At 64.1% G+C, this 24,453-nt stretch carries 22 protein-coding genes and 1 pseudogene; 5 read left to right on the top strand and 18 right to left on the bottom strand.

The features are described from left to right. Positions 1-10: 10 nt before the first annotated feature. Entirely contained in the window at positions 11-1,942 is a 1,932-nt protein-coding gene (locus tag QZ501_RS06190) for a hypothetical protein (protein WP_295718065.1), read from the bottom strand. Positions 1,943-2,106: 164 nt separating this feature from the next. Here QZ501_RS06190 and QZ501_RS06185 point away from each other — a divergent pair, with 164 nt between their 5' ends. The 3 genes from QZ501_RS06185 (at position 2,107) to QZ501_RS06175 (ending at position 5,916) form a co-directional block, all read left to right on the top strand. Beyond that, positions 2,107-4,446, top strand: coding sequence for a helicase-related protein (locus tag QZ501_RS06185; RefSeq protein WP_295718064.1), 2,340 nt, complete (start codon positions 2,107-2,109; stop codon positions 4,444-4,446). 61 nt (positions 4,447-4,507) lie between these two features. After that, positions 4,508-5,464, top strand: a complete 957-nt coding sequence (gene pbpG / locus QZ501_RS06180; RefSeq protein WP_295718062.1) for a D-alanyl-D-alanine endopeptidase — start codon at positions 4,508-4,510, stop codon at positions 5,462-5,464. Further along, complete coding sequence (locus QZ501_RS06175; protein ID WP_160897826.1) at positions 5,461-5,916, top strand: CopD family protein; 456 nt, start codon at positions 5,461-5,463, stop codon at positions 5,914-5,916. Before pbpG ends, QZ501_RS06175 begins: the two co-directional genes overlap by 4 nt. Here the strand turns inward: QZ501_RS06175 and QZ501_RS06170 are convergent. From QZ501_RS06170 to QZ501_RS06120, 11 genes are all read right to left on the bottom strand, one after another. Next, the gene (locus tag QZ501_RS06170; RefSeq protein ID WP_295718058.1) at positions 5,907-6,440 is read right to left on the bottom strand and encodes a methyltransferase; all 534 of its coding nucleotides are present in this window, start codon (positions 6,438-6,440) and stop codon (positions 5,907-5,909) included. The two genes, QZ501_RS06175 and QZ501_RS06170, sit on opposite strands and share 10 nt — an antisense overlap. Before the next feature lie 37 nt (positions 6,441-6,477). Further along, positions 6,478-7,815 (bottom strand): MFS transporter, encoded by a 1,338-nt coding sequence (locus QZ501_RS06165; RefSeq protein WP_295718056.1) that lies wholly within the window; start codon positions 7,813-7,815, stop codon positions 6,478-6,480. 90 nt (positions 7,816-7,905) lie between these two features. Next, positions 7,906-9,438: a GTPase domain-containing protein gene (locus QZ501_RS06160; RefSeq protein WP_295718054.1), complete on the bottom strand. Its 1,533-nt coding sequence runs from the start codon at positions 9,436-9,438 to the stop codon at positions 7,906-7,908. Then, the gene (locus QZ501_RS06155) at positions 9,435-10,652 is read right to left on the bottom strand and encodes a GTPase (protein ID WP_295718052.1); all 1,218 of its coding nucleotides are present in this window, start codon (positions 10,650-10,652) and stop codon (positions 9,435-9,437) included. The genes QZ501_RS06160 and QZ501_RS06155 overlap by 4 nt, the downstream gene beginning before the upstream one ends. 44 nt (positions 10,653-10,696) lie before the next feature. Further along, a complete protein-coding gene (gene mnhG / locus QZ501_RS06150) occupies positions 10,697-11,077 on the bottom strand; it encodes a monovalent cation/H(+) antiporter subunit G (protein WP_095618393.1) in 381 nt (126 codons plus the stop codon). Beyond that, on the bottom strand, positions 11,074-11,343 hold the full coding sequence (locus tag QZ501_RS06145) for a monovalent cation/H+ antiporter complex subunit F (RefSeq protein WP_095618394.1): 270 nt from the start codon (positions 11,341-11,343) through the stop codon (positions 11,074-11,076). Before QZ501_RS06145 ends, mnhG begins: the two co-directional genes overlap by 4 nt. 27 nt (positions 11,344-11,370) lie before the next feature. Continuing rightward, positions 11,371-11,844: a Na+/H+ antiporter subunit E gene (locus QZ501_RS06140; protein WP_095618395.1), complete on the bottom strand. Its 474-nt coding sequence runs from the start codon at positions 11,842-11,844 to the stop codon at positions 11,371-11,373. Continuing rightward, positions 11,841-13,343 carry a Na+/H+ antiporter subunit D gene (locus QZ501_RS06135; protein ID WP_295718048.1) on the bottom strand — a complete coding sequence of 501 codons (1,503 nt, stop codon included), beginning with the start codon at positions 13,341-13,343 and terminating at the stop codon, positions 11,841-11,843. Before QZ501_RS06135 ends, QZ501_RS06140 begins: the two co-directional genes overlap by 4 nt. Further along, positions 13,343-13,690, bottom strand: a complete 348-nt coding sequence (locus tag QZ501_RS06130) for a Na+/H+ antiporter subunit C (RefSeq protein ID WP_077530485.1) — start codon at positions 13,688-13,690, stop codon at positions 13,343-13,345. Before QZ501_RS06130 ends, QZ501_RS06135 begins: the two co-directional genes overlap by 1 nt. Positions 13,691-13,705: 15 nt before the next feature. After that, positions 13,706-14,143 carry a Na+/H+ antiporter subunit B gene (locus tag QZ501_RS06125; RefSeq protein ID WP_151440977.1) on the bottom strand — a complete coding sequence of 146 codons (438 nt, stop codon included), beginning with the start codon at positions 14,141-14,143 and terminating at the stop codon, positions 13,706-13,708. Next, entirely contained in the window at positions 14,140-16,440 is a 2,301-nt protein-coding gene (locus tag QZ501_RS06120; RefSeq protein ID WP_295718046.1) for a putative monovalent cation/H+ antiporter subunit A, read from the bottom strand. The genes QZ501_RS06125 and QZ501_RS06120 overlap by 4 nt, the downstream gene beginning before the upstream one ends. A gap of 162 nt (positions 16,441-16,602) precedes the next feature. Here QZ501_RS06120 and QZ501_RS06115 point away from each other — a divergent pair, with 162 nt between their 5' ends. Next, positions 16,603-17,262, top strand: coding sequence for a hypothetical protein (locus QZ501_RS06115; RefSeq protein ID WP_295718044.1), 660 nt, complete (start codon positions 16,603-16,605; stop codon positions 17,260-17,262). Between the two features lie 4 nt (positions 17,263-17,266). Here the strand turns inward: QZ501_RS06115 and QZ501_RS06110 are convergent, their stop codons facing one another. Beyond that, entirely contained in the window at positions 17,267-17,887 is a 621-nt protein-coding gene (locus QZ501_RS06110; protein WP_160897820.1) for a YigZ family protein, read from the bottom strand. Positions 17,888-17,935: 48 nt separating this feature from the next. Between QZ501_RS06110 and QZ501_RS06105 the strand changes: the two genes are divergently transcribed. Beyond that, on the top strand, positions 17,936-18,994 hold the full coding sequence (locus QZ501_RS06105; protein WP_295718041.1) for an AI-2E family transporter: 1,059 nt from the start codon (positions 17,936-17,938) through the stop codon (positions 18,992-18,994). Here QZ501_RS06105 and QZ501_RS06100 read toward each other — a convergent pair. The 5 genes and pseudogenes from QZ501_RS06100 to QZ501_RS06080 all read right to left on the bottom strand — a co-directional run. After that, entirely contained in the window at positions 18,982-20,805 is a 1,824-nt protein-coding gene (locus tag QZ501_RS06100; RefSeq protein WP_295718039.1) for a 7TM diverse intracellular signaling domain-containing protein, read from the bottom strand. The two genes, QZ501_RS06105 and QZ501_RS06100, sit on opposite strands and share 13 nt — an antisense overlap. A 64-nt stretch (positions 20,806-20,869) precedes the next feature. Next, positions 20,870-21,934, bottom strand: a complete 1,065-nt coding sequence (fba, locus tag QZ501_RS06095) for a class II fructose-bisphosphate aldolase (RefSeq protein WP_151440972.1) — start codon at positions 21,932-21,934, stop codon at positions 20,870-20,872. A 37-nt stretch (positions 21,935-21,971) separates the two neighbouring features. Then, a complete protein-coding gene (locus tag QZ501_RS06090; protein WP_295718035.1) occupies positions 21,972-23,132 on the bottom strand; it encodes a phosphoglycerate kinase in 1,161 nt (386 codons plus the stop codon). Positions 23,133-23,188: 56 nt separating this feature from the next. Then, positions 23,189-24,211 carry a glyceraldehyde 3-phosphate dehydrogenase NAD-binding domain-containing protein gene (locus QZ501_RS06085; RefSeq protein ID WP_295718032.1) on the bottom strand — a complete coding sequence of 341 codons (1,023 nt, stop codon included), beginning with the start codon at positions 24,209-24,211 and terminating at the stop codon, positions 23,189-23,191. Between the two features lie 14 nt (positions 24,212-24,225). Continuing rightward, positions 24,226-24,453, bottom strand: a pseudogene (locus QZ501_RS06080) (transketolase); the annotation flags it as partial.

Below are 24,453 nucleotides of genomic sequence, written 5' to 3'. Positions count from 1 at the left end.
ATGGGGTCAGCTAACGCCCTTGGGCCCAACTCGTTTGGGCCAATTGCATGGCCCGATTGACTTCATCGGCTGGAATATCGTTCGGTTCGCCCTTCTCAAGAGGGTCGTAGTGAAACACGTACAGTCGTGACGCGAACTCGGCCACCGGCAGCGAGGCTTCACCATAGAGCTCGCCGTGGCCCTGGGTCGAGGTCACAATAGCCTGGCCCCAGTTCTGCCCGCTGTCGTTATTCGGGTTGAAAAAATAGACGCGCATGGTCTTATCTGTATCCAGCGCAAGCCGCTGGATGGTGATCGCGTGCCAGCCGAGAAAGCGCGTGGCACTGTCGGTGACCGCAATACCGGCAGGTTGTGGATTGATGACCGGAATATTGCCGTTGTAGAAGGGGTGGTAAGCCGCGTAAAAGTCGCGGATAAACCCTTCAAAGTCCTTCAGGCCGCCGGTGAACACATCCACCGCGATACGGAATCCGTGACCCACACGATCACCGTGGAATTCGGCGTTGACCCATTTATGCGGGTCCTCTCCGCGCCCGGCGCTGCGACGCCCCATTTCGAAGTAGATGCGATCCAGGTGTGGCACGGTCAGCAGCGACACGGCATCCACATCCACCGGGGGCTCGGCGGCCAAGCCGGCGCCCAGCTCCCGCGACGAAACACTGTTGCCTTCAAAGCGCATCACCACCTCGTCGTCGCGAGCCGCCCAGGCCAGGATCCGAAGCAGTTCCTCCGGCATGCTGTACGCCCACATGGACAGGGCGCGGGTCGACTGGCAGGTGGGATAGTTCCCCTGCCCTACGCCCAGCGGGCGCCCCAGCACATTGAGCACGTCGGCAAGCAGAAAACACGCCGGTGAGCGGGCGCTGCCAAAAACCGCCACCATCTTCCGGGCGGCCGCGTCACAGAGGGACAGCCGTATCTGGCGCCAAAGAGATGGGGCTACCGGAGGCGCATAGAGAATACCCCGCTCAAGCATCATGGCCAGGCCATAGGCACACTGGCTGGTCTCGGGAAACACAGCCTCATCAATCAGGGTGTGGATCAATGCCGGGTAGCAGTGAAACGCGTCGGCACCCGTGTAACTCAGGCCCAAAGCTGTCGGAATCAGGGCGTTCCAGCGGCCCCGCAGGTAGCGTATGAACACCGGCATGTAGGCCGACACCAGCCCAGTGCTGTGCATGGCCTGGGCAAAGGCGATGGCCTCCTGCAACAGGGCGGCGTCGTCCATGTCCGCCAGCCGTTCCGAATAGACCTCGAAACCGGGATCTTCACGGCACGCTTCGGTGGGGCTGAACACGGCGTTGATCAGTTGCAGCGCGTCGTCGCCAACCTCACCGCCCAGTGCATCCGGTTTCTGCACGCAAACCGCGATCTGCGTCACCATCTGTTTGACGCCCTCCACCTGGACCGGGCGCTGTTCCAGAATCCGCCAGACTTCAGCCACCAGATGTTCCAGAAGATTCTCGTAGCCCAGGTGCCGGAGCAGGTAGTGATAGAGATTCTGAACCGCGTAACCCAGCTCATTGGGCCGCAGCCGGTCGCTTTCCTGCAGATCGCTGACCACCAGATCCAGATTCATGGCCAGGACCTGGGCGAGAAAGTGGTGGGCGTGTTCCGCCGAAATCGACGGATGGATGTAATCGCCTTTCGCTACCGCCAGAAGCCGAATCTGGCTCAGACTCTCCACCAGCGTTGCGGTGGGTTCGCCGTGACGCACCGTGCGCACGGCCAGTGAGGGCACCAGCGTCTGGGGATAGTCCCAATCACTGCCGCCAAAAAACCCCGCGCTCTCAATGGCGGACACGCGCTCGTAGAGCGTCTCCAACCCTCCGGGACTGAACATCAGGGGCTGTGCGGCCTCAATCACCTCGAAAACCGGCGAGACGCCTTCAACGGCATTGACCTCAGCAAGGCGGCTGATGGCCGCGTCGAGTGTCGTCACCAGCGCCTCTGGGGCGCCGTCATACTGCCTTTCGGGTTCATGTTCAGCTCCGTGCACTCCAGGCGCCCCCCTTTTGCCGCCACATTAGGCCAGCCACTGTTAGAATGGGAGTCGCATTACTACCTAGCCCATTGAACCTGCATACAGCGCTCGACTGCAACCGAATGCATCCACTACCCATTGACTCCCACCGTACACGCTTCATGGAGGCCCTGCAGCAGGGCCACGCCGTTGTGACCGCGGACACCGGCTCCGGCAAGTCCACTCGCCTGCCCGTGTGGGCCTGCGAACAGGGAGCCACCCTGGTGATCGAACCCCGGCGGGTAGCCTGCACCGCACTGGCTGGCTTCCTCGCCCGGCAACAGGGGACGGCCCTCGGTGAGGGCATTGGCTACGCCGTTCGGTTTGATGTGCGCTGCAACAGCGACACGCCACTGGTTTTCGCCACCCCCGGCATGGCGCTGCGATGGCTGGGCGAAGGCGGACTGCGGCGATTCCGGACCGTTGTACTGGACGAATTCCACGAACGGCGCTGGGACACCGACCTGCTGCTTGCTCTGCTTCAACACCAGGGCGAGCATCATCTCGTTGTCACGTCAGCGACCTTCGCGGCGGAGGCCGTAGCCCGCCATCTACAGGCGCCATTGATCGAGGCGGAAGGGCGGCGGTTCCCGGTGACCCTCCAGCATGAGGCAAAGGATGAACGCCAGATGCCCGAAAGCCGACATCTGGCGGAACGGATGGCCCGGGCCATCAAGCGGGCGCTCAGTGAGACCCACGGGCCAGTGCTGGCGTTCCTTCCGGGCCGGGGCGAGATCCGTGATACGGAGCAGGCCCTGGGCGATCCCGGCGTCCCGGTACTCACCCTGCACGCCACCGTGGACGCCGAGTCCCAGAAAGCGGCACTGGCCGAGGACGGTGGCCAGCGCGTGATCCTGGCCACCAACGTGGCCGAAACCTCCCTGACCATCCCCGGCGTGACCGCCGTGGTGGACTCCGGCCTGGAGAGGCGCACCCACCAGCGCAACGGCCGCACTGTGCTCAGCCTGGCCGCCATCAGCCAGGCCTCAGCGGACCAGCGCAGTGGCCGGGCTGGACGCACCGAAGCAGGTACGGCCATCCGCCTCTGGGGCCGCGGCGCACCGCTGGAGGCCACCACCGCACCGGAAATCCAGCGCGAGGAGCTGACCGAGCTGGTGCTGGCCGCCGGCTGCGCCAACGCCCCCGCTCACTGCCTGAGCTTCCCTGACCCACTGCCGCAGAAAGCCCACAGCAAGGCGCTCGAGCAGCTCCAGCGCATGGGGGCAGTGGATCAAGACGGCGTTGCGACCGACTACGGCCAGCGCCTGTTCCAGCTCCCCATCGACAGTTTCTTCGCGCACCTGATCTCGGCCATGCCGGATGCCGAAACCCAGGGCGCCATGGCGGATCTCACGGCCGCACTGAGCACCCGCCCACGCCTGTTCCGCTTCCCGGACAGGGAAGACCAGCGCCGCGCCCTGGGCGACTGGCTGCCCGACCCCTGCGACGCCACCACACTGATCGCTCTGTTGCGGAACCGCCCACCGGCGCCACTGAGCGTGAACAACCAGGCCCGCCAGGAAGCCCGCCAGCTTGCCGGGCGCATCCGGGACGCCCTGGCCCTTCCGGGCATCCCCGATGACCCGGTCAGCAACCCGGACCACCTGCGCCGGGCCATTGCCCGTGCGGCTCCGGAGCTGGTTTTTGTCCGCCGCGAGAAGCGCCGCCAGGCCATGGGCAACGACGCCCGCGAGGTTCTCCCGGATGAGGCCTCCAGGCTGCCGGAAGACGCCGAGGCCGCACTGGTGCTGGACGAGCACAGCACCCCCGGCAAGCGCGGCCACCGCCAGACCATCACCATCGCCACCTGTCTGGCCCCGGTGCCACTGGCCATTCTGGACGAGCTGGACCTGGGCGAGGTCCGCTTCGGGGAGATGCGCCTCGAGGATGGCGAGCCCCGGGTTCGCCGCGAACGCCTTTACGCCAACCGGGTGGTCAGCTCGGAGGATACGACCCCCGCTGGCTCGGAGCTGCGCAACGCCCTCGCCGAACTGATCCTCCAGGGCCAGCTGCTCACCCCTGTTGGCGACAGGGTCCAGGCGGATATCCAGCAGTGGGCACTGTACGTGGCGCTGGGTCATGGGGAAGGCGAGGTTCCGGAATCCGCCCAGCAGTGGCTCTGTCAGCGTCTGCAGGCGCTGGGCGTGGAGGAGCCCGGGGATGAGAGCCTGCTTGAGCCCGGGGACCTCGCCTTTGAGGGAATTCCGGAATGGGAACGCGAAACCTTCGACCGGCGTTACCCCCGCCGGATTTCGCTCGGGGATCTGGTCATGGATGTAACCTATGATCCCACCGCCCGGCGCATCACCCTGGACTACCGCCACGGCCCACGGAAAACGCCCCCGAAGCGCTGGGAACTGCCCAGCTGGAAGGGCTGGAAGATCCGTTACCGCCGCGCCAGCAAGGTGGTTACGGTACAGTGAACCCGGTTCCACCCCAGCGCCCAGTGTGGAACAATGACGTCTTTCACGAGGAGGGGATCCGATGGTAAGACACTGGCTGACGGGGCTGTTCTGCCTGCTCATCCTGCTTCCGGCAGGGGCGGGGGCATCACCGCTGACCGAAGGACTCGACACCCGGAACCTGGAACTCGCCTCCGTTCACTCAGCCGTGGTTGACCTTGAAACCGGCTCCCAGATCCATGGCAAACACGCCCAGACCCCGGTTCCCATCGCCTCGATCACCAAGGTGATGACCGCGCTGGTGGTCCTGGAATCCGACGAGCCACTGGATGAATACCTCACCATCCTGGAGCGGGACCGCCCGGCCCCGGTCAACGCCTACTCCCGTATCCGCATCAATTCCGAAGCCACGCGCCGGGATCTGTTGCGCATCGCGCTGATGTCTTCCGAAAACCTGGCGGCCCATCAGCTGGCGCGCCATCACCCCGGCGGCTACGATGCCTTCATCGAGGCAATGAATCGCAAAGCCACTCTGCTCGGCATGAACAACAGCCGGTTCGTGGACCCGGCCGGGCTGTCGTCGAAGAACCAGTCCACGGCCGCGGACCTGACACGACTGATGCGCGCCGCCTGGAAAAATGAGACCCTGCGCGAGCTGTCGACCACGCGTTACCATACGGTGCATTTCCGCAGCCCGCGCTACCAGCTGCGCTACGGCAACACCAACGTTCTGGTGCACCGCCGGGGCTGGCCGGTGCGCCTGACCAAGACCGGTTACCTGAACGACGCCGGGCGCTGCCTGATGATGGTGACCCGGGTGGATGACCGCCCGGTGGGCATGGTGTTCCTGAATTCCTTTGGGAAACACACCCCGCTGGGCGATGCCGGGCGCGTGCGGCGCTGGATCCGGACGGGCAACAGCGGCGCCATTGCCGGTGCCGCCAAACGCTATGAACGCAGACAGGTCCAGGCCCTCAGGGCCCGCGAGACCCAGACCGCCGAAAACACACACAAGGACTCAATGGAGACCGCGCAATGACCGGACTGTCTCTCTCTCTGCATGCCCTCGCCGCCGTGATCTGGGTGGGTGGCATGTTCTTCGCCTACATGGCCATGCGCCCGGCCGTGGTGCGGGTGGTGGATCCCTCCCAGCGCCCGCTGCTGTGGTGCCACGCCCTGTCGCTGTTCTTCCGCTGGGTCTGGGCCGCTGTGGGCATCCTGCTGGTCACCGGTTACGGCCTGATCCACGCCTACGGCGGCATGGGCAGCGTCAACTGGCACATCCACATGATGCACGGGCTCGGCCTGCTGATGATGCTGCTGTTCCTGCACATCTTTTTCGCTCCCTATAAGCGTCTCAAGCAGGCCGTGGACAGTGGCGACATCGAGGAAGGCAAGCGCCGGGTCGGCCAGATCCGCAAGTTCGTGGCCATCAACCTGGTCATCGGCCTGATCGTAGTGGTCATCGCCACCGGCGGGCGCTACTGGTAACGATAGCGGTAGACCCGCGTGGCGTAGAGATCCGGGAGCTCGCTGACCGTCTCGGGCTCACGTCCACGCAGGGCAAAGCAGTGGCTGATCACCCAGCGCACCGACCCCGGATCTCGCTCCAGCCGCTGCTGTACCGCCTGCATGCCCTCTGGCATCAGATAGCACAGCAACACCTCCACCCCGTCCAGGTCCGCCTCCCGGAAATCCCGCCTGTAAAACATAAGATTATCCAGCCGCATCAGCCGCGCCAGTAATACGGACACCAGCCAGGGAAAGAACGACACCTCGTAGCCGACCACCCGGGTCCGCGGGAAGCGCCGTGCAAAGCGGATGGCAAGCGTGCCCCAGCCCGACCCCATGTCCACGATGGCGCCGTCTGGCTGCTCAGGGACCAGTTCCAGCATCGCTTTCGGTGCCCGGCCCAGACTGGGCATCGGCGGCATGCCCGTGCGAAGGGTCGACCACAGGATGGACGCCCCCACCACCAGCACCACGGCAAGCACCACCAGGGCCACTACCTCCACGGAACAGCTCCTATCGGCTTCCGGTTCGCCTCAGCACTCATCCGGATTCCGACTCCCGCCAGTTTTCGGCCACATCCTGCCCCCGACCCTCATTCACCGGCAGCACTGTCACCATGGCCAGCACGAACAGCACCAGGCAGAACAGAATGGCATCCGCCAGTCCCAGCGCCCACTGGATCAGCCCCAGACCCAGGATACCGACAATGGCCGCCAGCTTGGAGGCGGTGCCCCAGAAACCGAAGAACTCCGCCGCCTTGCCCGTGGGCGTGAGCACGCCCACCAGCGCCCTGCCGGCGGACTGGGCCGAGCCCAGACTGAGCCCGGCCAGAACTCCGGCCACCAGGAACACCTCCTGGGCCTCGAAGCTCAGTCCGGCCAGCCGCTCAAGCAGCAGGGTCATGTTGGGGGTCTGCCAGATGGCCAGTATGGCGACCACCCAGAGCCAGAGCGTGATGAGGTAGGTGCGGCGGGCACCCCAGTGCCCCTGGAGCCAGCCGAACAGCAGCGCGCCAATGGCGGCGGTGATCTGGACGGTGATGAACATCAGCGTGCGCGTGGCCTCGTCCCAGCCGATCACCTGGGAGCCGTAGATGAACGAGAAGCTGACGATGATGTAGATCCCGGCCATGGAGAAGAAGATCGAGACCAGCAGCCAGCGCAGGTCCCGGAACTCGTTCACCATCCGGCCCGTGGCCAGAAGGCGGTTGATGCCGAGCCGGGTCAGCGACCAGCCCTCCGGGACCACACGGGCGTCGCCGCGCTCGCGGACCCAGAGAAAGGTGGGAATCGCCGCGATCAGGAAGAACACCGCCGCAAAGGGCCCGACCCAGCGGATGGTGTCGTAGTTTTCCGCCGTAACCTCCCCCAGAAAGGCGAGAGTAAAGGCCGTCGCCACCAGCCCGCCGATGTAGCCCAGACTCCACCCCAGCCCCGAGATCCAGCCCAGTGCCTCGCGCGGGCCCAGATCCGGCAGGAAACTCGAGATGAAGCCCTCGCCGATGGCGTAGGCGAAATTGGAGACAATGATCAGCACCATGGCGATGGTGATCCAGCCCGGTTCCACGAAGTACAGCAGGCCGGTCGCCACCACGGTCACAAGGTAGCTGGCAAACAGGAAGCGCTTACGTGAGCGGGTGTAGTCCATGACCGCCCCGCACACCGGATTGGCTACCACCACCAGCCCATAGCTGACTGCCAGCGCCAGGCTCCAGAGGAAGTTCCCCAACCGGTAGTCAGGGCCGTCGCCGACGATCACACGGGTGAACAGGTCCCCGAACACCACTGTGATGATCAGCAGCGTGTAGGCCTGGTTGGCGAAGTCGAACATCGCCCAGCCGAAGATCTCACGGCGCGGTGCGCGGGTCTGTGCGTCCATCAGGGTGCCTGGAAGGTCAGCGAAACACTGGCGTGAATGGTACGTCCCGGGGCGGGTTCATAGAAAGCGCCTCGATTCGCATGATCCCGTTCAGTGACGTTCACGGGCCTTTGCAAGCGCCGTCTGCCCGGCATTACGAACCTGCCGCCAGAGATAACGCCAGGTCTCGTCCCGCCGGCGCTCGCGCAGGCACCTCAGAAGCCGGATCCGCCGGGCCTCGTCCAGCTGGCCCTCCATGAGCCCCACCAGCCCCGGGGTCACGTTGAACGGCGCGTCACCGCTGAGACTGACGCCCACCCGGTGCCGGGCGTCGAACTCAAGCTCGCCACCCACCGCCTCCACGGCGGCGACAATGTTGCGGGCCTTGGGCGTCGCCGGTTCGGCCAGCGTATAGGGCGGCGCCCATTCACGGGCAGGACGGACCGCGTCCACCCCTGTCACCACGCCGATCAGCGGCGGTGGGCGCCGGGAGGGATCCTCACGGAACCAGTCGCGTATGCGCTCCAGTACCGCACGCTCACCCTCACGGTCGGCGCGCAGTGCCGGCGTCACCCACAACACCAGATCCGCCCCCAGTACCTCGCGGCGCAGGGTTGCGGTATCAAGGGCCTCGCCTTCCACGCCCGGGGTGTCAATCAGCAGCACCTCATCGCCGTCACTGCTGCCCCAGCTGTAGGCCTCAATGGCGCCGGTGGTTCCAGCAGCGCTGTCCACCGCCGCCACCGGTTCGCCCTCCAGCGCGTTGACCAGGCTGGAGCGGCCACTATTGGCGCGACCCAGCAGAAGGATCCTCAGCGGTTCCGACGATTCCGGGCGGCCTTCACTCTCCTGCTGCTGCAGCTGAGAGGCCCGCGTCACCGATTCCACGGGTGTTTCCGACGCCAGCAGCAAACGGCCGCTGTAGAGCTCGATGGCGTAATAGCCCACCTTGCGGATGTATTCACGCAACAACCAGGTCTGGACCTGCTCCGAACCGTAACCCAGTACCCGGTTGCCCAGATCACGACGCAGTTCGCGGAACACCACACTGGTCGGGTCCACCGCCGCATGCCCCAGCCGATACAGTCCCTCCAGGCGCACCGCCGTATCCCGCCAGCGTCGCAGCCGGGCCATGCTGCCCAGGGTCAGCCGATGGCTGAGCGGCACGTGATCGACAATGTCCGCCCGCAGCTCGCGGCTGGCCCGCTCAATGATCAGCAGCATGTGCGGAACGGTCAGCTCCAACAGGGGGCGTTCGCGGTGCGGATGGTAATGGCGGGCCACATCCTCCACGGTATCTCGGCCCAGTCGGAAAAGTCCGGTGGCGTCGCTGAGCGGGTACTGTTCCGGTGTAGCCTCGCTGGCGCGAGCCTCAACGTGCTGCCAGGCCTCATGGGAGTCCGGAGGCCAGTGGGCTTCGGGGCCCGTGGCGGGCGGCAGCTGGCTGCGGCTGTACAGCCTCGAGAGCCAGTGCAGTCCATACCCGAGGAGGCCACAGCCCGCCGTAACCAGGAACCAGACCAGAAGCTGGCCGGAATGCCATAGCCAGACCACGCCCAGGGCGGGCAGCACAAAAAATGGCAGGAAGGCGATCAGTACGGCCAACAGCCGCAGGTAACCGAACTCACGCAGCAGGGCCCTCATTCGCTACCCCTGTCATGGCCCAGATGAAGGCCCTGCTCGAACGCTTCGCGGTACAGACGCCGGATGGCATCCGCCTCGACCGGCATGCCATCCGCCGTGCGGGCCAGATAGAAATCCGCCGCCTTGCCCAGCGCATAGGTGACCGCAGCGGCACTGGAGGCGCCCCAGGCAGCCCCCAGTGTCTGGCCCCAGCCCGGCACCACCTTGACCAGGCTGCGCCCGGCCCAGCGCAACCCATAGCCGGCGAGCACTCCTACCCCCAGCAGACCGAAGAACTCGGAGCTGCGCCGCATGTCCCAGGGCTGCTGATAGATCCGGCCAAGGGCGTGCAGCATCCGCACCTGCAGCGCCGGCAGCAGCGCGGCATCGATCAGCGGCAGGGCACCGGCGCCGGCAGCCGCCAGACTGTAGCCGGTGATCTGCGGGTGGGCAGCCCGACTGAACAGATCCCGCAGACCCGGATCCTGCTGCAGCCTTGCCCGAAGCTCAAAAGTGGCGGTCTCCTCAATCGACCGCCACAGGCCTTCCAGACCGTAATCCGCCATGGCGAAGCCATCTTCCTCGAGGGTGAGATCCACAGCCACCGACACCACCGGGGCGTGCCCGGGAAGCGCTTCAGCCAGCTCCCGGCGCTCAGCCAGCGCCCGACGAAGATCCGAGGGCACTGTCTCCGGCGGTGGCTCAGCCTCAAAGGGCCACGGCATGACATGGTCCGAGCCAGGCGGGTACAGCTCGTGGAGGGACGTGTGCACCAGCACCACAGGCCACTCCGGGTGGCGCCTGCGCACGGTCTCCAGGGCATCCAGAACCGCCCCCTGATCCGGATCGGCGATTTTCATCACCGCCATCACCAGATGGGACTGGGATTCGCAGAAGGCCAGGTCCTCGCCCGCATCATAGGTCACCTCGCCCAGCCCACGGGTGTCCAGAAAGCGCACCACAGGCGCCTGCTCCGGGAAATCGTAGAAGGAAGCGGTGCGGGTACAAGCCTGGAAGCCGTTGCCGATGGTGGCCCGCGGACTGCCGGTCAGCGCCCGGATGACAGAGGTCTTGCCGGACTGCGCCTTACCCAGAAGCCAGACCACGGGAGGGGGCTGCTGCTCCCGTGCCTGGGCCAGGGCAGCGGTCAGCCGTTCATCATCCACCCCCGGACGCAGCAGGGCTTCCCGCAGAGCGCCCAGTGACGGCAGGGACCAGGGAGTTGAACGTCTCATGTAAACCACCTTACCGGCTCAGCGCCGGCAAGTCAGCAGGGGGATCAGAGGCGTGGCTCGTCCTGGTCCGCGGCATCACTGCGCAGGCCATGGGTGCGGGTATCGTAGTTCTCGCGCAGCTCATCCTTGATGGTGCCGTCCCAGAGGGGCACGCCAATGATATAGCCCGCGCGCCCGATGGCGTGGGCGGCAATGGGCGTCGTTGCCATGATGAACAGGACAATCGCCAGCCCCCTCGCGAGCGCCAGCCATTCGGCGAAACCAATCACCACGCCCACCATGATCAGCATGGCTCCCATGGCGCCGGCCTTGGTGGAGGAGTGCATGCGCGTGGGCAGGTCTGGCAGGCGCAGGATACCCAGTGCCGCCAGCAGCATGAAGGCTGCGCCACTGATCAGGAATACGGCAATGATCAGGTCCATCATTCGCGTGGTCCTCCCCGCTCAATGAAGCGTGCAAAGCCGATGGACGCCAGAAAGGCCACCAGCGCCACCACGATCGCCACATCCAGGAAACTGAGCACACCAGTATCCAGCGCGTGCACGCCAATGATGCCAACGACCATGGAGCTGATCAGCTCGATCGCCACCACCCGGTCCGGCAGGGAGGGCCCCTTACCCAGCCGGATGGCGGCCATCAGCATGGCCAGCGCCAGCATCGAGTAAACCAGTGTCAGCACAAAGCTGTTCATCGTATCGAGTCCCCGCAGCCGATCACGTTAGCGCAGCACACGCAGGATCCGACGCTCCAGCTCGTGCAGGCTGTCGCGCAGTTCCTGTTCGTCGGCCATGAACATGGCATGGATGTAGAGCACTTTACGGTCGTCCGAAACGTCCAGACTCAGCGTGCCCGGTGTCAGCGAGATCAGGTTCGCCACAAGCGTGATCTCGATGTCGCTCTCCGCCTCCAGGCGCATGGCGATAACGCCCGGTTTCATGTACCACACCGGGGTGATGACGTCATAGGCCACCCGCACATTGGCCACAAACAGCTCCTTCAGGAAGAACAAGGCAAAGGCCATGAATCGGGGCACCCTCTGGGAGTAGCCATGGAGCACCGGTATGTGGCGCTGCATGACGGCAAGCGCGAGATAACCGAAAACAAAGCCCGCCAGCAGATTGCCCCCGGAAAAACTGCCGGTCAGAGCCACCCACAGCAGTGCCAGGATCACATTCCAGAAAAAGGCAATCATGGGCGCGCCTCCAGTACCGCCCGGATATAGCGATCCGGGTTCAGAAGCTGCTCTGCCGCTGTCTCCGCCAGCGCATAGATGGGTTCACCGTTAAGGCCGATGAACACGGTACAGGCGGCCAGCCCGGCAATGGCGGTATACATCCAGCCCAGTCCGACGGTACTGCCCTGCCCGGCCGGCTCCCCGGATTCCGTATCCGGAGCCGCCTTCCAGAAAACCTCCGCCCAGATCTTGGTCATCGAATACAGTGTCAGGAGCCCCACCAGCAGGGCCACGGCGGTCACTCCCCACGCCTCCGCCTCGACGCCGGCACGGATGACAATGAACTTGGCGAAGAATCCGGAAAGCGGCGGCATCCCCGCCAGCGAGAAGGCCGGAATCAGGAACAGCACCGACAGCATCGGCCGACTGCGGAAGAACCCGCCCAGGTCTTTCAGCTCATGGGTGCCTGCGATCCGGTAGGTCACACCACTGACCAGAAAGAGCGTGGTCTTAACAATGATGTGGTGCATGATGTAGAAGACCCCGCCGATGATCGCCAGCGGCGTATACAGCGCCAGCCCCAGGATCATGTACCCAATCTGGCTGACGATGTGGAACGAAAGGATCCGCCGGAACTCGTACTGGGCCGCGGCGCCCAGTACGCCGGACAGCATGGTCAGCCCCGCCACCCAGACCAGGATCTCATGGGTGTAGGCCACGTCATGGTCGAAGACAATGGTGAACATCCGGAACAGCGCATAGACCCCGACCTTGGTCAGCAGCCCGGCGAAGAGCGCGGACACACCCACCAGGGGCGTGTGATAGGACGCCGGCAGCCAGAAGAACAGCGGGAAGGCTGAGGCCTTGATGCCGAAGGCCACCATGAACATCACCGCCACCACATTGATCATGGCGGTGTTCTCCACCTGGTCGATCTTCTGGGCGATGTCCGCCATGTTCAGGGTGCCGAGCAGCCCGTAGAGGATGCCCACTGCCGAGAGAAAGATGGCCGAGGAGAACAGGTTCAGGGTCACATACTTGATCGCCCCCTCCATCTGCGCCCGCTCTCCCCCAAGGGTCAGAAGCGCGAAAGAGGCAATCAGCATCACCTCGAACCAGACGTAGAGGTTGAATATGTCGCCGGTGACAAAGGAGCCCGCCACCCCCGCCAGCAGCAGGTGCATCAGCGGGTAGTAACCGAAATGCTCATGGCGCTCGGGGGTGTCGCCCATGGAAAACAGCGCGATCGCCAGGCCCGTTATGCCGGTGAGCACCACCATGATGGCCCCCAGCATATCCACGGCGAGGGTGATGCCCAGCGGCGCGGCCCAGCCGCCCATATGCAGCACCACCATGCCCTCCGCATGCACCACCTGGAACAGGCGTATGGCTACCGCCAGCAGCACCAGGGTTCCCACCAGCCCCAGCACACGCTGGGCGATACGGTAGCGCCACAGCGCCAGCGACAGGGCTCCGAAGAACAGTGGAACCAGAATGGGAGCAACAGCCAGCGACATCAGGTATCGGTATCCTTCATCCGGTCCAGGTCATCCGTACCGACCACCTCATAGGCTCGGTGGATAAGCACTACAGAGAACGCCAGCACACCGAAAGCGATGACGATCGCCGTCAGGATCAGCGCCTGTGGCAACGGGTCGGCAACGGCCGAGGCCGGCACCTCGGCGCCCTCGGGAACCAGAGGCGGCGCCCCCTGGCGCATTCCGGCCACGGTAAAAATCAGCAAATTGGCCGCATTGCTCAGCAGCATCAGGCCGATCACCAGCTTGACGATGGACCGGCGCAGCATCATGTACACTGCGGCAGCGAACATCGCGCCCACGATATAGGCCATCAGTGTTTCCATCAGCAGCCTCCACACTCAGGCATCGGATTCCTCCGATTCGGAAAGGCCCACCACCATGGTGAGAATGGAACCGATTACGGTCAGGTAGACGCCGACATCGAAAATCAGCGGCGTCGAGAACTTGTAGTAGTCGCCTCCGGGCAGCGGAATCTGCCACCACTGCGCGGTCATGGCCGGCTGGCCCAGAATCAGCGAGGGCAGTATCGAGGCCAGGCCGATGAGCAGCCCGACGCCCAGAAAATCACGCGGATCCACCCGCAGTAGCTCGCGTGTGGCGCTGACGCCATAAGAGAAGAGGAACAGCACCACGGCCCCGGAAGCCACCAGCCCGGCAATGAACCCACCACCGGGCTCGTCGTGGCCACGGAGAAGCAGAAAAACCGAGAACAGCAACTGCATAGGCACCAGCAACAGCGCCGCTGTTCGAAGAATCAGTGTATTGGCTTCCCTCATGCTGTCTGATCCTCCGCCTTGAGCCGGATCATGGAGTAGACACCAACGGCCGCCAGGGCCAGCACAAACATTTCACCCAGGGTATCCAGGGCCCGGAAGTCCACCAGGATCACATTGACAATGTTGCGGCCGTGGCCATCCGAGACACTGCGGGCCACGTGCTCGGCCGAGATGGGTTCAAAGAACTGGACTTCGGTAGCCGCCAGGATCAGTACCGTCATGAGCGCGCCCACCATCACGGCCACGATGATGTCGCGCCAGCGCTCCAGGGGCGAGGACATGCGCGTGAAACCGGGCAGCCGGAACAGCACCAGCACCAGCAGGATCACTGTCAGGGTCTCAACCAGAATCTGGGTGATGCCCAGATCCGGAGCGCTGAAAAGGATGAAAATGAGCGCCACCGCAAAGCCGACGATGCTCATGGCGGCCACGGACCCGAGCCGCGATACCGTCCCCGTGGCGAAAAAGGCCGACACAATCATCAGCAGGGCGATGCCCGCGGCAAAGCCGGAATCCGGAACCGGCAGCCGCAGCGGCACCCCGTACTGGGTGATGAGCGTGAAGCCGGTGATGCCGACTGTGGTCAGCGCCAGCGTGATCATGTAGTTGCCCATGGTGCCGTTCTGCAGCACCCGCGTCTGCCAGGTCGCGATGCGGGTCAGCCATTCCATGATCCGGAAGTAGCCCGCCTCGGGGCCAAAGCGCCCCAGCCCCTCACGCAGAACATCCAGCTGTGGCTGAAGGCGGGACCAGAAGCGCAGTATCAACCCGGCCACCACCAGACAGCCCAGCGAGAGGATCAGCGGCATGTTGATGCCGTGCCAGAGGGCCAGATGCACTTTCTCCGCTGTCCCGCCCAGGGAGGCAACCACTGGCGCCACCAGGGTCTGCTCCGGAATGAACAGGGCCACACCGAACAGCAGCGACAGCCCCGCCAGCACCACCGGCCCCGCCAGCATGGAAACCGGCGCTTCATGGGGGTGTTTCGGGGTTTCCAGGCGCTTCCCGTAGAAGGGTTTGATGGCGATGATGCCTGCCGCCACCATCACACCGATTCCGGCCCCGAAAGCCAGCACCGGCAGCAGCATCTGCCAGGCAGGCGCATCCAGCACCGCCTCGAACATCAGCTCCTTGCCTACGAACCCAAGCAGTGGCGGCAGCCCGGCCAGCGACAGCGCCGCCACCGCCGCCGCCACCGCAGTCACCGGCATCAGCGACGCCAGGCCGCCCATTTCCGCCACATCCTTGGTGCCGGTCTCGTGGTCGAGAATGCCGGCGATCATGAAGAGTGCGCCCTTGTACAGCGAATGCGCCACCAGGAAGGTTGCGAACGCAACCAAGGCATAGTGGGTGCCGATGCCGATCAGCATCACCAGAGTACCCAGCGCCATGATGGTGGAATAGGCCAGAACCTTCTTCGCCCCGGTATGGGTGATGGCCATGAAGGCACCGGTGAACATGGTCAGGCCCCCGAAGAGACTGAGCAGCAGTGTCCACAGCTCCGCCTCACCCAGCGCCGGGTTCAGCCGCGCTAGCAGATAGACGCCGGCCTTGACCATGGTCGCCGAGTGCAGGAAGGCCGATACCGGAGTGGGGGCGGCCATGGCGTTGGGCAGCCAGAAATGGAACGGCACCTGGGCCGACTTGGTGAAGGCCCCGGCCAGGATGCACAGCAACATGGGCACGGCCCATTCGTGCCCGAGCAGGTCCGCATCCGAGGCGAGCACGTCGTTCAGTGAGTAGGACCCGGCCATGGTGCCCAGCATGATGAGACCGGCCATCAACGCCAGCCCCCCCGCCACCGTCACGAACAGGCCCTGGAGGGCGCTGGCCCTGGCCTTGACGTCCTCGTGCTCAAAACCGATGAGCAGGTAGGAGGTGATGCTGGTCAGCTCCCAGAACACGAAAAGCGTCACCAGGTTATCCGAAAGCACCACCCCGAGCATCGAGGCCATGAAACTGAGCATGACCACGTAGAAGCGGCCCAGATAGGGATGGCCTTTCAGGTAACCGCCGGCATAGATGAGGATGAAGGTACCGATGCCGCTGATCAGCAGTGCGAACATCAGTGACAGGCCATCGATCAGGAAATCCAGGTTGATCTCCATGGCCGGAAACCACGGATAGCGCACCACCTGCGCCCCGTTGGCCATGACCTCCGGAAGCAGCCAGGCAAACCACACGAAAAGCGTCGCCGGCAGCAGTGCGAACACCCACCCACACCGGTCACCCGCTACCCTGCAGATCAGGGGGGCAAACAGAGCCAGGATGAATCCGGAGAGAACGGCAAGCAGCATCAGCGCGGGGTGCTCCAAGGGCTGGACATTGCGAAGGAGGATACCGGAGCGCGTTGATCGATAGCAAGAAACGCCGGTTCGGTGCAGCCCATCACATCATCGTGGAATGTACTGCGCCACAATGCGGCGTTCACCTGAAGTCCGAACTGACCCGGAGGTTCCATGGTCACACCCAAACGCCTGCTGATGGCAGTCACTGTGCTGACGGCGGTAGCCACAGCGCCGCCTCTCGGTGCCCAGGAGAAACCGGACTGGCAGGCCCTGGACCGGGTCATGGCGGACGGTCTGGACAGCGCCCAGACATGGCGCCAGCGCTGGAGCCTGTTCTTTGCCGGTTCCGCTGTGTTCAGCGCTCTCTCCAGTGCCGGCGCCGACACGGACGCGGATGAGTACGACGGACGTGTCCGCGCCTTCACCTCAACCCTTGGGCTGCTGGATACCATCATCAAGGCACCGCCCCACCTGTCGGCCTACCGCAGGCACCATGCCATTGACCGCGATGCCCCCGGCGCACTGGCTGACGCCCGCCGTAATGCCAGGGCACTGGCCCAGGCCGAGCAGAGCCGCACGGGCTGGCGCGGGCGCCTGGGCTCGCTGATCGTCAATGGCGGCGCCTATCACGCCATTGCCGAGGAGGATGGCCGCCATGATGACGCGCTGCAGGTGGCTCTGACCGGGATGCTGGTCAACGAAATCAAGCTCTGGACCTTCCCACGGACCATGAGCGAATCCAGTGTGATCGGTATCGGGCAGGCGGCGGTGGAAGTGGAAACGGATGTCTACCTGACGGCCAACGGCATCGGCGCCCATCTGCGCTTCTAGGAAGTTAGAGCTCCGTTACCCCAAGGCCGCGCCCGGCGGCCCATGAGCCGATGGCCTCCCGGGCTGTCGCCGGCACCGACACCCGCACTGAAACGCCCTGCCCATATTCAATGGCCGCCAGCTCGCCGCCCAGCCGCTCCAGTTCCAGCCGCAAAGGCTGCTCATCCGCAAAGCCGATCTCCAGCTGAAGGCTCACCCGCGGCTCCCGATGGTCGACTTCCAGCGACGACAGAACCGCCTCGGCCGCGCCTGCGTAAGCACGCACCAGGCCGCCCGCACCCAGCTTCACGCCCCCGAAATAACGGATCACGACCACTGCCACATCCCCGATCCCCTTGTGCTCAATGACATTGAGAATGGGCCGACCCGCCGTGCCCGACGGCTCCCCATCGTCATTCATGGCGGCACTGGTGGCCCTCCCGGGCGCGCCGGTCACATAGGCCCAGCAGTGATGGCGCGCCTCGGGATGGTCCAGACGCGCCCGCTCAACCAGTGCCAGCGCCTCCTCCCGGCTGGCGGCCGGGGCCGCCCTGGCGATGAAGCGGCTCTTACGGACCTGCGTTTCCGCCTCGGCTTCGCGGGCCGGAACCGGCCAGGTAACACCGCTGGTTTGTGCATCGGTCATGGGGCGCAGTATCCTCTGCCTTTCATCAATCGGGGAAGGGTCCACACCATGCAGGCACGCCTCGAACAGCGCAGCTTCCTGTTCCTGCTGCTCATTGTCACCGCGCTTTTCCTGTACCTGATGCAGCCGTTCTTCGGCGCCATCTTCTGGGCCTGCGCCATTGCCATCATCTTTTTCCCGGCGCAGCGGTATTTTACACGGCTGTGGGGAGAACGGCCGAATCTGACGGCACTGGCCACGCTCGCGTTCTGCCTGACCATCGTGATCCTGCCGACACTCTTTGTGGCCGCCTCCTTTGTGTTCGAGGGGGTCAACCTGTACCAGCAGATCCAGGCCGGGGAAATCGACCCGCGGGCCTTCATCGACCGCATTGGCGAGACGGTCCCCTTCGTAGGCACGGCCCTTGAATCCTTCGGCGTGAATATCGAATCGCTGCGCGAGCGCGCAGTCAACGCGGTCATGCAGGGCGGACAGTTCTTTGCCCAGTCGGCACTGAACATCGGGCAGAACACCGCCCGCTTTTTCATCCACTTCGGGGTGATGCTCTATCTGGCCTTCTTCCTGCTGCGCGATGGCAGCTACCTGCGCAACCTCATCGGCCAGGCGGTGCCGCTGAGCCGGGAGCGCGAGCAGTTGCTGCTTGGCAAGTTCGCGGAGGTGACCCGCGCCACCATCAAGGGCAACGTGGTCATCGCCGCGATCCAGGGCCTGCTCGGCGGCTTCATCTTCTGGGCTCTGGCGCTGCCGGCAGCGGTGCTTTGGGGCGTGGTCATGGGTGTTCTGTCGCTGATTCCGGCAGTGGGTGCCGGCCTGATCTGGGTACCGGCGGCCATCTACCTGTTCGCCATCGGCAACTGGATCCAATCGGTTGTGCTGGTGCTGTTCGGAACCGTGGTCATCGGGTTGATCGACAACCTGCTGCGGCCCGTCCTGGTCGGGCGCGACACCAAGCTTCCGGACTATATGGTGCTGCTCTCAACCCTCGGCGGGCTGATCCTCTTCGGGATCAACGGCTTCGTGATCGGCCCCCTCATCGCGGCCCTGTTCACCGCCTTCTGGGGTATTTTCATCCGTGATTTCAAACATACCGACAATCAGGAGGCATGAGGCCTGTACACACACACCTGATCCCGCCCTCCGGACTTGGCGCGATACAGCGCCCCGTCCGCCTCGGCCAGAAGCTGCTCAGGCGTGACGGCCTCGGCATCGCGCTGGATGGTGACGCCACCACTGAGCGTCATCCGCAGTGTGACCCCGTCGTAGGAAACCGACGCTGCGGCCACCTCCTGACGGATCCGCTCCAGAACCCGCATCGCGCCCTCCTCATCCGTCTCGGGCAGGATCATGGCGAACTCCTCGCCGCCATACCGGGCCGCCGTGTCCTGGGGTGAGCGCAGATTGGCGTGAATAATCTCGCCCACCATCTTCAGGCACTCATCCCCGGTCTGGTGGCCGTAGGTATCGTTAACCGGCTTGAAGTGATCGATGTCCAGCATGGCCACGGCCATGGACCGCCCGGTGCGCCGTGCCCGTTCCACCTCCTGGCGCAGCTGAGCATCCAGAAAACGGCGGTTGCGCAGCCCTGTCAGCTCATCGGTGACACTCAGCTCGTTCAGCCTCTGGTTGAGTTCCTCCAGCTCCTGGGTGCGTTCCCTGACCCGATCCTCCAACTCCCGGTTGAGTCGCCGCGCCGTCTCCAGGGTTTCGGACTGGGCCTGATAGCGGAGCTGACGCTCAACGTTGATCCGCTGGGCCAGCGCGAACGAAAGCAGTACCACCTCGATGATGGAGCCCAGCTGGGCGGCGTGATCGGTGAAGAAGTTCGACGGCAGTACTCCGCCCTTGGAAAGGGCCAGGATAGCGCCTCCGGCCAGCACGAAAGACCAGGCCATGACGTAATACTTGGCAGTGATCTGGCCCCGATACCAGGCATAGACACCCCCTGCGAAAGCCATAATACAGCCGAGCACCACCAGGGGAATCAGAACCGAAATCAGCACGAAATAGCTGAGAAAGAACGACAGGACCGCACAGATACTACTGGCTGCGATAACCAGCAGGGCGAAGCCATTCAGCCAGCTAGACAGGCGATTCAGCTCCAGAAAACGCCGCGTGAACAGGCCGGCAAAGCCGAGAACCCCGCAGATGAAAATCAGGATCGCCTGATCATTCCACTCCGTCGCCCCCGGCCAGAGATAGCGGAAGCCATAGCCGGTCAGCGACGCCATCAGAAGCGCGATGCTGAACACGAAACCGACGTAGTACAGGTAGTTGCGTTCACCCAGAGCGAAGAACAGAAGAAGGTTGTAGACGCCGATCACCAGAAAGGCGCCAAAGTAGATGCCCTGGAGAGTGTTGGCACTGATGTCATGACTGCGGAAGGTTTCGCGGTCCCAGAGCGTCACGGGCACCTGGACGGAACTGTCGGTACGAACGCGAACGTAGACATCCAGCGTTTCCTTCGGCGCCCACTCAAGGGGCACTACGAAAAAACGGTGATCCACGGGACGCTGGCTGTAGGGGTAATCATGCCCCAGCTGCCAGGAATTGCGCAGTTGGCCCTCGGCCAGCGCATACACCCTCACATCGCCCAGCACCGGGTAGCCAATGGAGAGAAACCGCTCCAGGTCCGTCGTGCCGTCATTGGCAAGACGGACCCGAAGCCACCAGGCGGAATCCGAATAGCCGCGATTGAAGGTGTGGCCGTCGAGGTGTCGCCAGTCATTGCGCCCGCGCACGTCCTTCAGGTCCTGACTGCCCCCCGGATCCTCCAGGAACTGGAGTTCATTCTCGAGCGGCAGCCGGTGATGCTCGCGGATATCCGGGCTCCCGCTGGCGGGAGCAGCCATGAGGACGCACACCGCCAGGACAAGCAGCGCCACAATGTTGGTCAGACGGATTCCATGCACGGTCAGCATGCATAAAGCCTAAACCAGATTGTGGCGCGATTCACACCCGGCTTTGTGGCATTAACGTCACTGATCAGTTGACCTTCGGGTCAAGCTCACCACTGTCGTAACGGCTGACCATATCCTCAAGCTTGATCGGTGTGATCTTGCTGGCGTTGCCCGCCGTGCCGAAGGCTTCATAGCGCTTCACGCAGACGTCATACATGCCGGCCAGCGCTTCCTTCATGAACTTACGCGGATCAAACTCCGCCGGGTTCTGGGCCAGGAAGCGGCGAACGGAACCGGTTGCGGCCAGGCGCAGGTCGGTGTCGACGTTCACCTTGCGCACACCGTGGCGAATGCCCTCGGCGATCTCCTCCACCGGCACGCCATAGGTCTCCGGGATCTCGCCCCCGTACTCGTTGATGATATCGAGCCACTCCTGGGGTACGGAGGAGGAACCGTGCATCACCAGATGGGTATCCGGAATGCGGGCGTGGATCTCCTTGATCCGGTCGATGGCGAGGATGTCGCCCGTCGGCGGACGGGTGAACTTGTAGGCCCCGTGGCTGGTGCCGATGGCGATGGCCAGGGCATCACAGTGGGTATCCTTGACGAACTGTGCCGCCTCTTCCGGGTCCGTCAGCATCTGGTCATGGCTGAGCTTACCGGCCGCGCCCACACCGTCTTCCTCGCCGGCTTCACCGGATTCCAGTGACCCCAGGCAGCCCAGCTCGCCTTCCACGGACACACCGCAGGCATGGGCCATCTCGACGGTCTTACGGGTTACGCCCATGTTGTAGTCGTAATCCATGGGCGTCTTGCCGTCCTCGCCCAGAGAGCCGTCCATCATCACGGACGTGAAACCAAGCTGGATGGCACGCTGGCACACCGCCGGACTGGAACCGTGGTCCTGGTGCACCGCGATCGGGATATGCGGCCATTCCTCGGCCGCCGCTTCCATCAGCCGGCGCAGGAAAGGGGCGCCCGCGTACTTGCGCGCACCGGCGGAGGCCTGAACGATCACCGGGCTGTCCGTCTTGTTCGCCGCCATCATGATGGCGCGCATCTGCTCAAGGTTGTTCACGTTGAACGCTGGAACGCCATAGCCGTGCTCGGCGGCATGGTCGAGCAGCTGTCGCATGGAAATCAGTGCCATGTCGGCCTCTCCTTAATATCAGGTCTGGTAGCGGCGCTCAGGCGCCGCGCTCCTCGAGTACGGCAACGGCCGGCAGCGTCTTGCCCTCTACGAACTCCAGGAAGGCGCCACCGCCGGTCGAAATATAGGAAATCCGGTCGCTGAGACCGAATTCGTCGATTGCGGATACGGTATCACCCCCACCCGCCAGAGAAAACGCATCGCTGCTGGCGATGGCATCGCCGAGCTTGCGGGTGCCATGGGAGAACGCCTCAATCTCGAACACACCCACCGGGCCGTTCCAGATGATGGTCTTCGCCCCCTTGAGCTCCTCGGCCAGGGCCGCGGACGTTTCCGGGCCAATGTCGAGGATCATGTCATCATCGGACACATCCTCCACCTTCTTGGTGGTGGCCTGCGCGCTCTCGGAGACCTCACTGGCCACGACCACGTCGGTGGGCTGGGCAATCTCGACCTTCTCCATCAGCGCCCGGGCCTCATCCAGCATGTCATGCTCACACAGCGACTTACCCACCGGCTTACCACTGGCCGCCAGGAAGGTATTGGTAATGCCACCGCCGACGATCAGTTTATCCACCACCTTCGACAGCTGCTCCAGCACCGTCAGCTTGGTGGACACCTTGGAACCACCCACGATCGCCACCACCGGCTTCTGCGGGTTATCCAGCGCCTTCGTCAGCGCATCCAGCTCCCCCGCCAGCAGTGGCCCGGCGCAGGCCTCCGGCGCAAACTTCGCCACGCCATGGGTTGAAGCCTGGGCCCGGTGCGCCGTGCCGAAAGCATCCATCACGAACACATCACACAGCGCCGCATACTTGCGGGCCAGCGTTTCATCATCCTTCTTCTCGCCCTTGTTGAAGCGCACGTTCTCACACAGGACGACTTCCCCCTCGGCAACCTCAACGCCATCGAGGTAGTCATCCAGAACACGCACCTCCTGACCCAGCAGCTCACCCAGCCGCTTCGCCACCGGCTTGAGCGAATCCTCCTCCGAGTAAACGCCCTCCTCCGGGCGCCCCAGATGCGACATGAGCATCACCCGCCCACCGGCATCCCGGGCTGCGCGAATCGTCTCCAGCGACGCCCGCAGACGGGCATCCCCTGTCACCTCACCATCCTTGATGGGCACGTTCAGATCCTCCCGGATCAGAACCCGCTTGCCCTTCAGATCCATGTCGGTCATGCGTTTAATGCTCATTGGTGCGATTCCTCAAAAGCGCGATTAACGATGAATTTTCAATACTTTAACCAAAGTCAGTCTTCCCGGAGCAGACCCCAGTACCGAGCCACATCCAGCATCCGATTCGCATACCCCCACTCATTATCAAACCAGCAAAGCACCTTAACCATCCGCCCCCCACTGACCCGGGTCTGCCCCGCATCCACAACCCCGGAGCGCGCATCATGGTTAAAATCCGTACTCGCCAGAAGCTCCTCCGTGTACCCGATGATCCCATCGAGCGACGACGCCGCCGTCTCCGCCAGCACCGCGTTCACCGAATCCGTATCCGTCTGCGAACGCACCGCCACCGTCATATCAATAGCCGACACATTGATGGTCGGCACCCGCACCGCCACCGAGCTGAACCGCCCCGCCATGGACGGCAGCAGCCGCTCAATGCCCCGAGCCAGCCCCGTATCAACAGGCACCATGTTATGAAAGGCACTGCGGGTGCGCCGCAGGTCCTGGTGATGGTAGGCATCAATCACCGGCTGATCGTTCATGGCCGAATGGATGGTCGTCGTGGAGCCCTGCTCGATCCCGTAGGCCGCGTCCAGAGCCTGGATGATGGGCACGATGCAGTTGGTGGTGCAGGACGCGTTGGAGACGATGCGATCCCCGGCGCTCAGGGTCTCATGGTTCACCCCGTAGACCAGGGTTGCATCCAGATCCGGATCCCCCGGCTGGGAGAACAGCACCCGGCCAGCACCGGCATCCAGATGCTTCCGACCCTGCTCGCGGGTGGCACCAAGGCCGGTGCAGTCGAGCACCAGATCAACGCCAATCTCACCCCAGGGCAGGTTCTGTGCCTCCGACTCCCGCACGATGCGGATGGGATCACCATCGACCACCAGCCCCAGGCCACTGACATCCACCTGACCGGCAAAACGGCCATGGGTGGTGTCAAAACGGGTCAGGTGCGCGATGGTCTCGGGGTCGGAAAGCTCATTGATAGCAACGACCTGAAGCTGGTCGCGGTAGCCATTCTCATAGAGCGCGCGCAGCAGGCACTGACCGATGCGCCCGTAACCATTGATCGCTACCCGAGCCGGCATCGGTCGCCCTCCGTTCACGCCATGTCGTCCAGCAGGGTTTCGCTGATGGCGAGCAGGTTATCCACGGTGAAGCCGAACGCCTCAAACAGCGGACCGGCCGGCGCCGACTCACCAAAGGTGGTCATACCAAGCACGCGCCCCTCCATGCCCACGTACTTGTACCAGTAGTCGGTAATGCCCGCTTCCACCGCAACACGGCAGGTGACCTCGGCCGGCAGCACCTTCTGACGGTACTCGGCGGG

Source organism: uncultured Halovibrio sp. (assembly GCF_913056445.1).
GTDB lineage: Bacteria > Pseudomonadota > Gammaproteobacteria > Pseudomonadales > Oleiphilaceae > Halospina > Halospina utahensis_B.
The sequence above is the reverse complement of the archived record's forward strand: the minus strand, read 5'-3'. Positions and strand labels throughout refer to the sequence as shown.

Excerpts from the sequence above, each read along its gene's own strand:
- mnhG (WP_095618393.1), bottom strand. The coding sequence starts at position 11,077 with ATGATGGACCTGATCATTGCCGTATTCCTGATCAGTGGCGCAGCCTTC.
- QZ501_RS06160 (WP_295718054.1), bottom strand. The coding sequence starts at position 9,438 with ATGAGGGCCCTGCTGCGTGAGTTCGGTTACCTGCGGCTGTTGGCCGTA.
- QZ501_RS06115 (WP_295718044.1), top strand. The coding sequence starts at position 16,603 with ATGGTCACACCCAAACGCCTGCTGATGGCAGTCACTGTGCTGACGGCG.
- QZ501_RS06125 (WP_151440977.1), bottom strand. The coding sequence starts at position 14,143 with ATGAGGGAAGCCAATACACTGATTCTTCGAACAGCGGCGCTGTTGCTG.
- QZ501_RS06145 (WP_095618394.1), bottom strand. The coding sequence starts at position 11,343 with ATGAACAGCTTTGTGCTGACACTGGTTTACTCGATGCTGGCGCTGGCC.
- QZ501_RS06120 (WP_295718046.1), bottom strand. The coding sequence starts at position 16,440 with ATGCTGCTTGCCGTTCTCTCCGGATTCATCCTGGCTCTGTTTGCCCCC.
- QZ501_RS06155 (WP_295718052.1), bottom strand. The coding sequence starts at position 10,652 with ATGAGACGTTCAACTCCCTGGTCCCTGCCGTCACTGGGCGCTCTGCGG.
- QZ501_RS06090 (WP_295718035.1), bottom strand. The coding sequence starts at position 23,132 with ATGAGCATTAAACGCATGACCGACATGGATCTGAAGGGCAAGCGGGTT.
- QZ501_RS06085 (WP_295718032.1), bottom strand. The coding sequence starts at position 24,211 with ATGCCGGCTCGGGTAGCGATCAATGGTTACGGGCGCATCGGTCAGTGC.
- fba (WP_151440972.1), bottom strand. The coding sequence starts at position 21,934 with ATGGCACTGATTTCCATGCGACAGCTGCTCGACCATGCCGCCGAGCAC.
- QZ501_RS06175 (WP_160897826.1), top strand. The coding sequence starts at position 5,461 with ATGACCGGACTGTCTCTCTCTCTGCATGCCCTCGCCGCCGTGATCTGG.
- QZ501_RS06135 (WP_295718048.1), bottom strand. The coding sequence starts at position 13,343 with ATGTCGCTGGCTGTTGCTCCCATTCTGGTTCCACTGTTCTTCGGAGCC.
- QZ501_RS06165 (WP_295718056.1), bottom strand. The coding sequence starts at position 7,815 with ATGGACGCACAGACCCGCGCACCGCGCCGTGAGATCTTCGGCTGGGCG.
- QZ501_RS06105 (WP_295718041.1), top strand. The coding sequence starts at position 17,936 with ATGCAGGCACGCCTCGAACAGCGCAGCTTCCTGTTCCTGCTGCTCATT.
- QZ501_RS06100 (WP_295718039.1), bottom strand. The coding sequence starts at position 20,805 with ATGCTGACCGTGCATGGAATCCGTCTGACCAACATTGTGGCGCTGCTT.
- QZ501_RS06130 (WP_077530485.1), bottom strand. The coding sequence starts at position 13,690 with ATGGAAACACTGATGGCCTATATCGTGGGCGCGATGTTCGCTGCCGCA.
- QZ501_RS06185 (WP_295718064.1), top strand. The coding sequence starts at position 2,107 with ATGCATCCACTACCCATTGACTCCCACCGTACACGCTTCATGGAGGCC.
- pbpG (WP_295718062.1), top strand. The coding sequence starts at position 4,508 with ATGGTAAGACACTGGCTGACGGGGCTGTTCTGCCTGCTCATCCTGCTT.
- QZ501_RS06110 (WP_160897820.1), bottom strand. The coding sequence starts at position 17,887 with ATGACCGATGCACAAACCAGCGGTGTTACCTGGCCGGTTCCGGCCCGC.
- QZ501_RS06140 (WP_095618395.1), bottom strand. The coding sequence starts at position 11,844 with ATGATTGCCTTTTTCTGGAATGTGATCCTGGCACTGCTGTGGGTGGCT.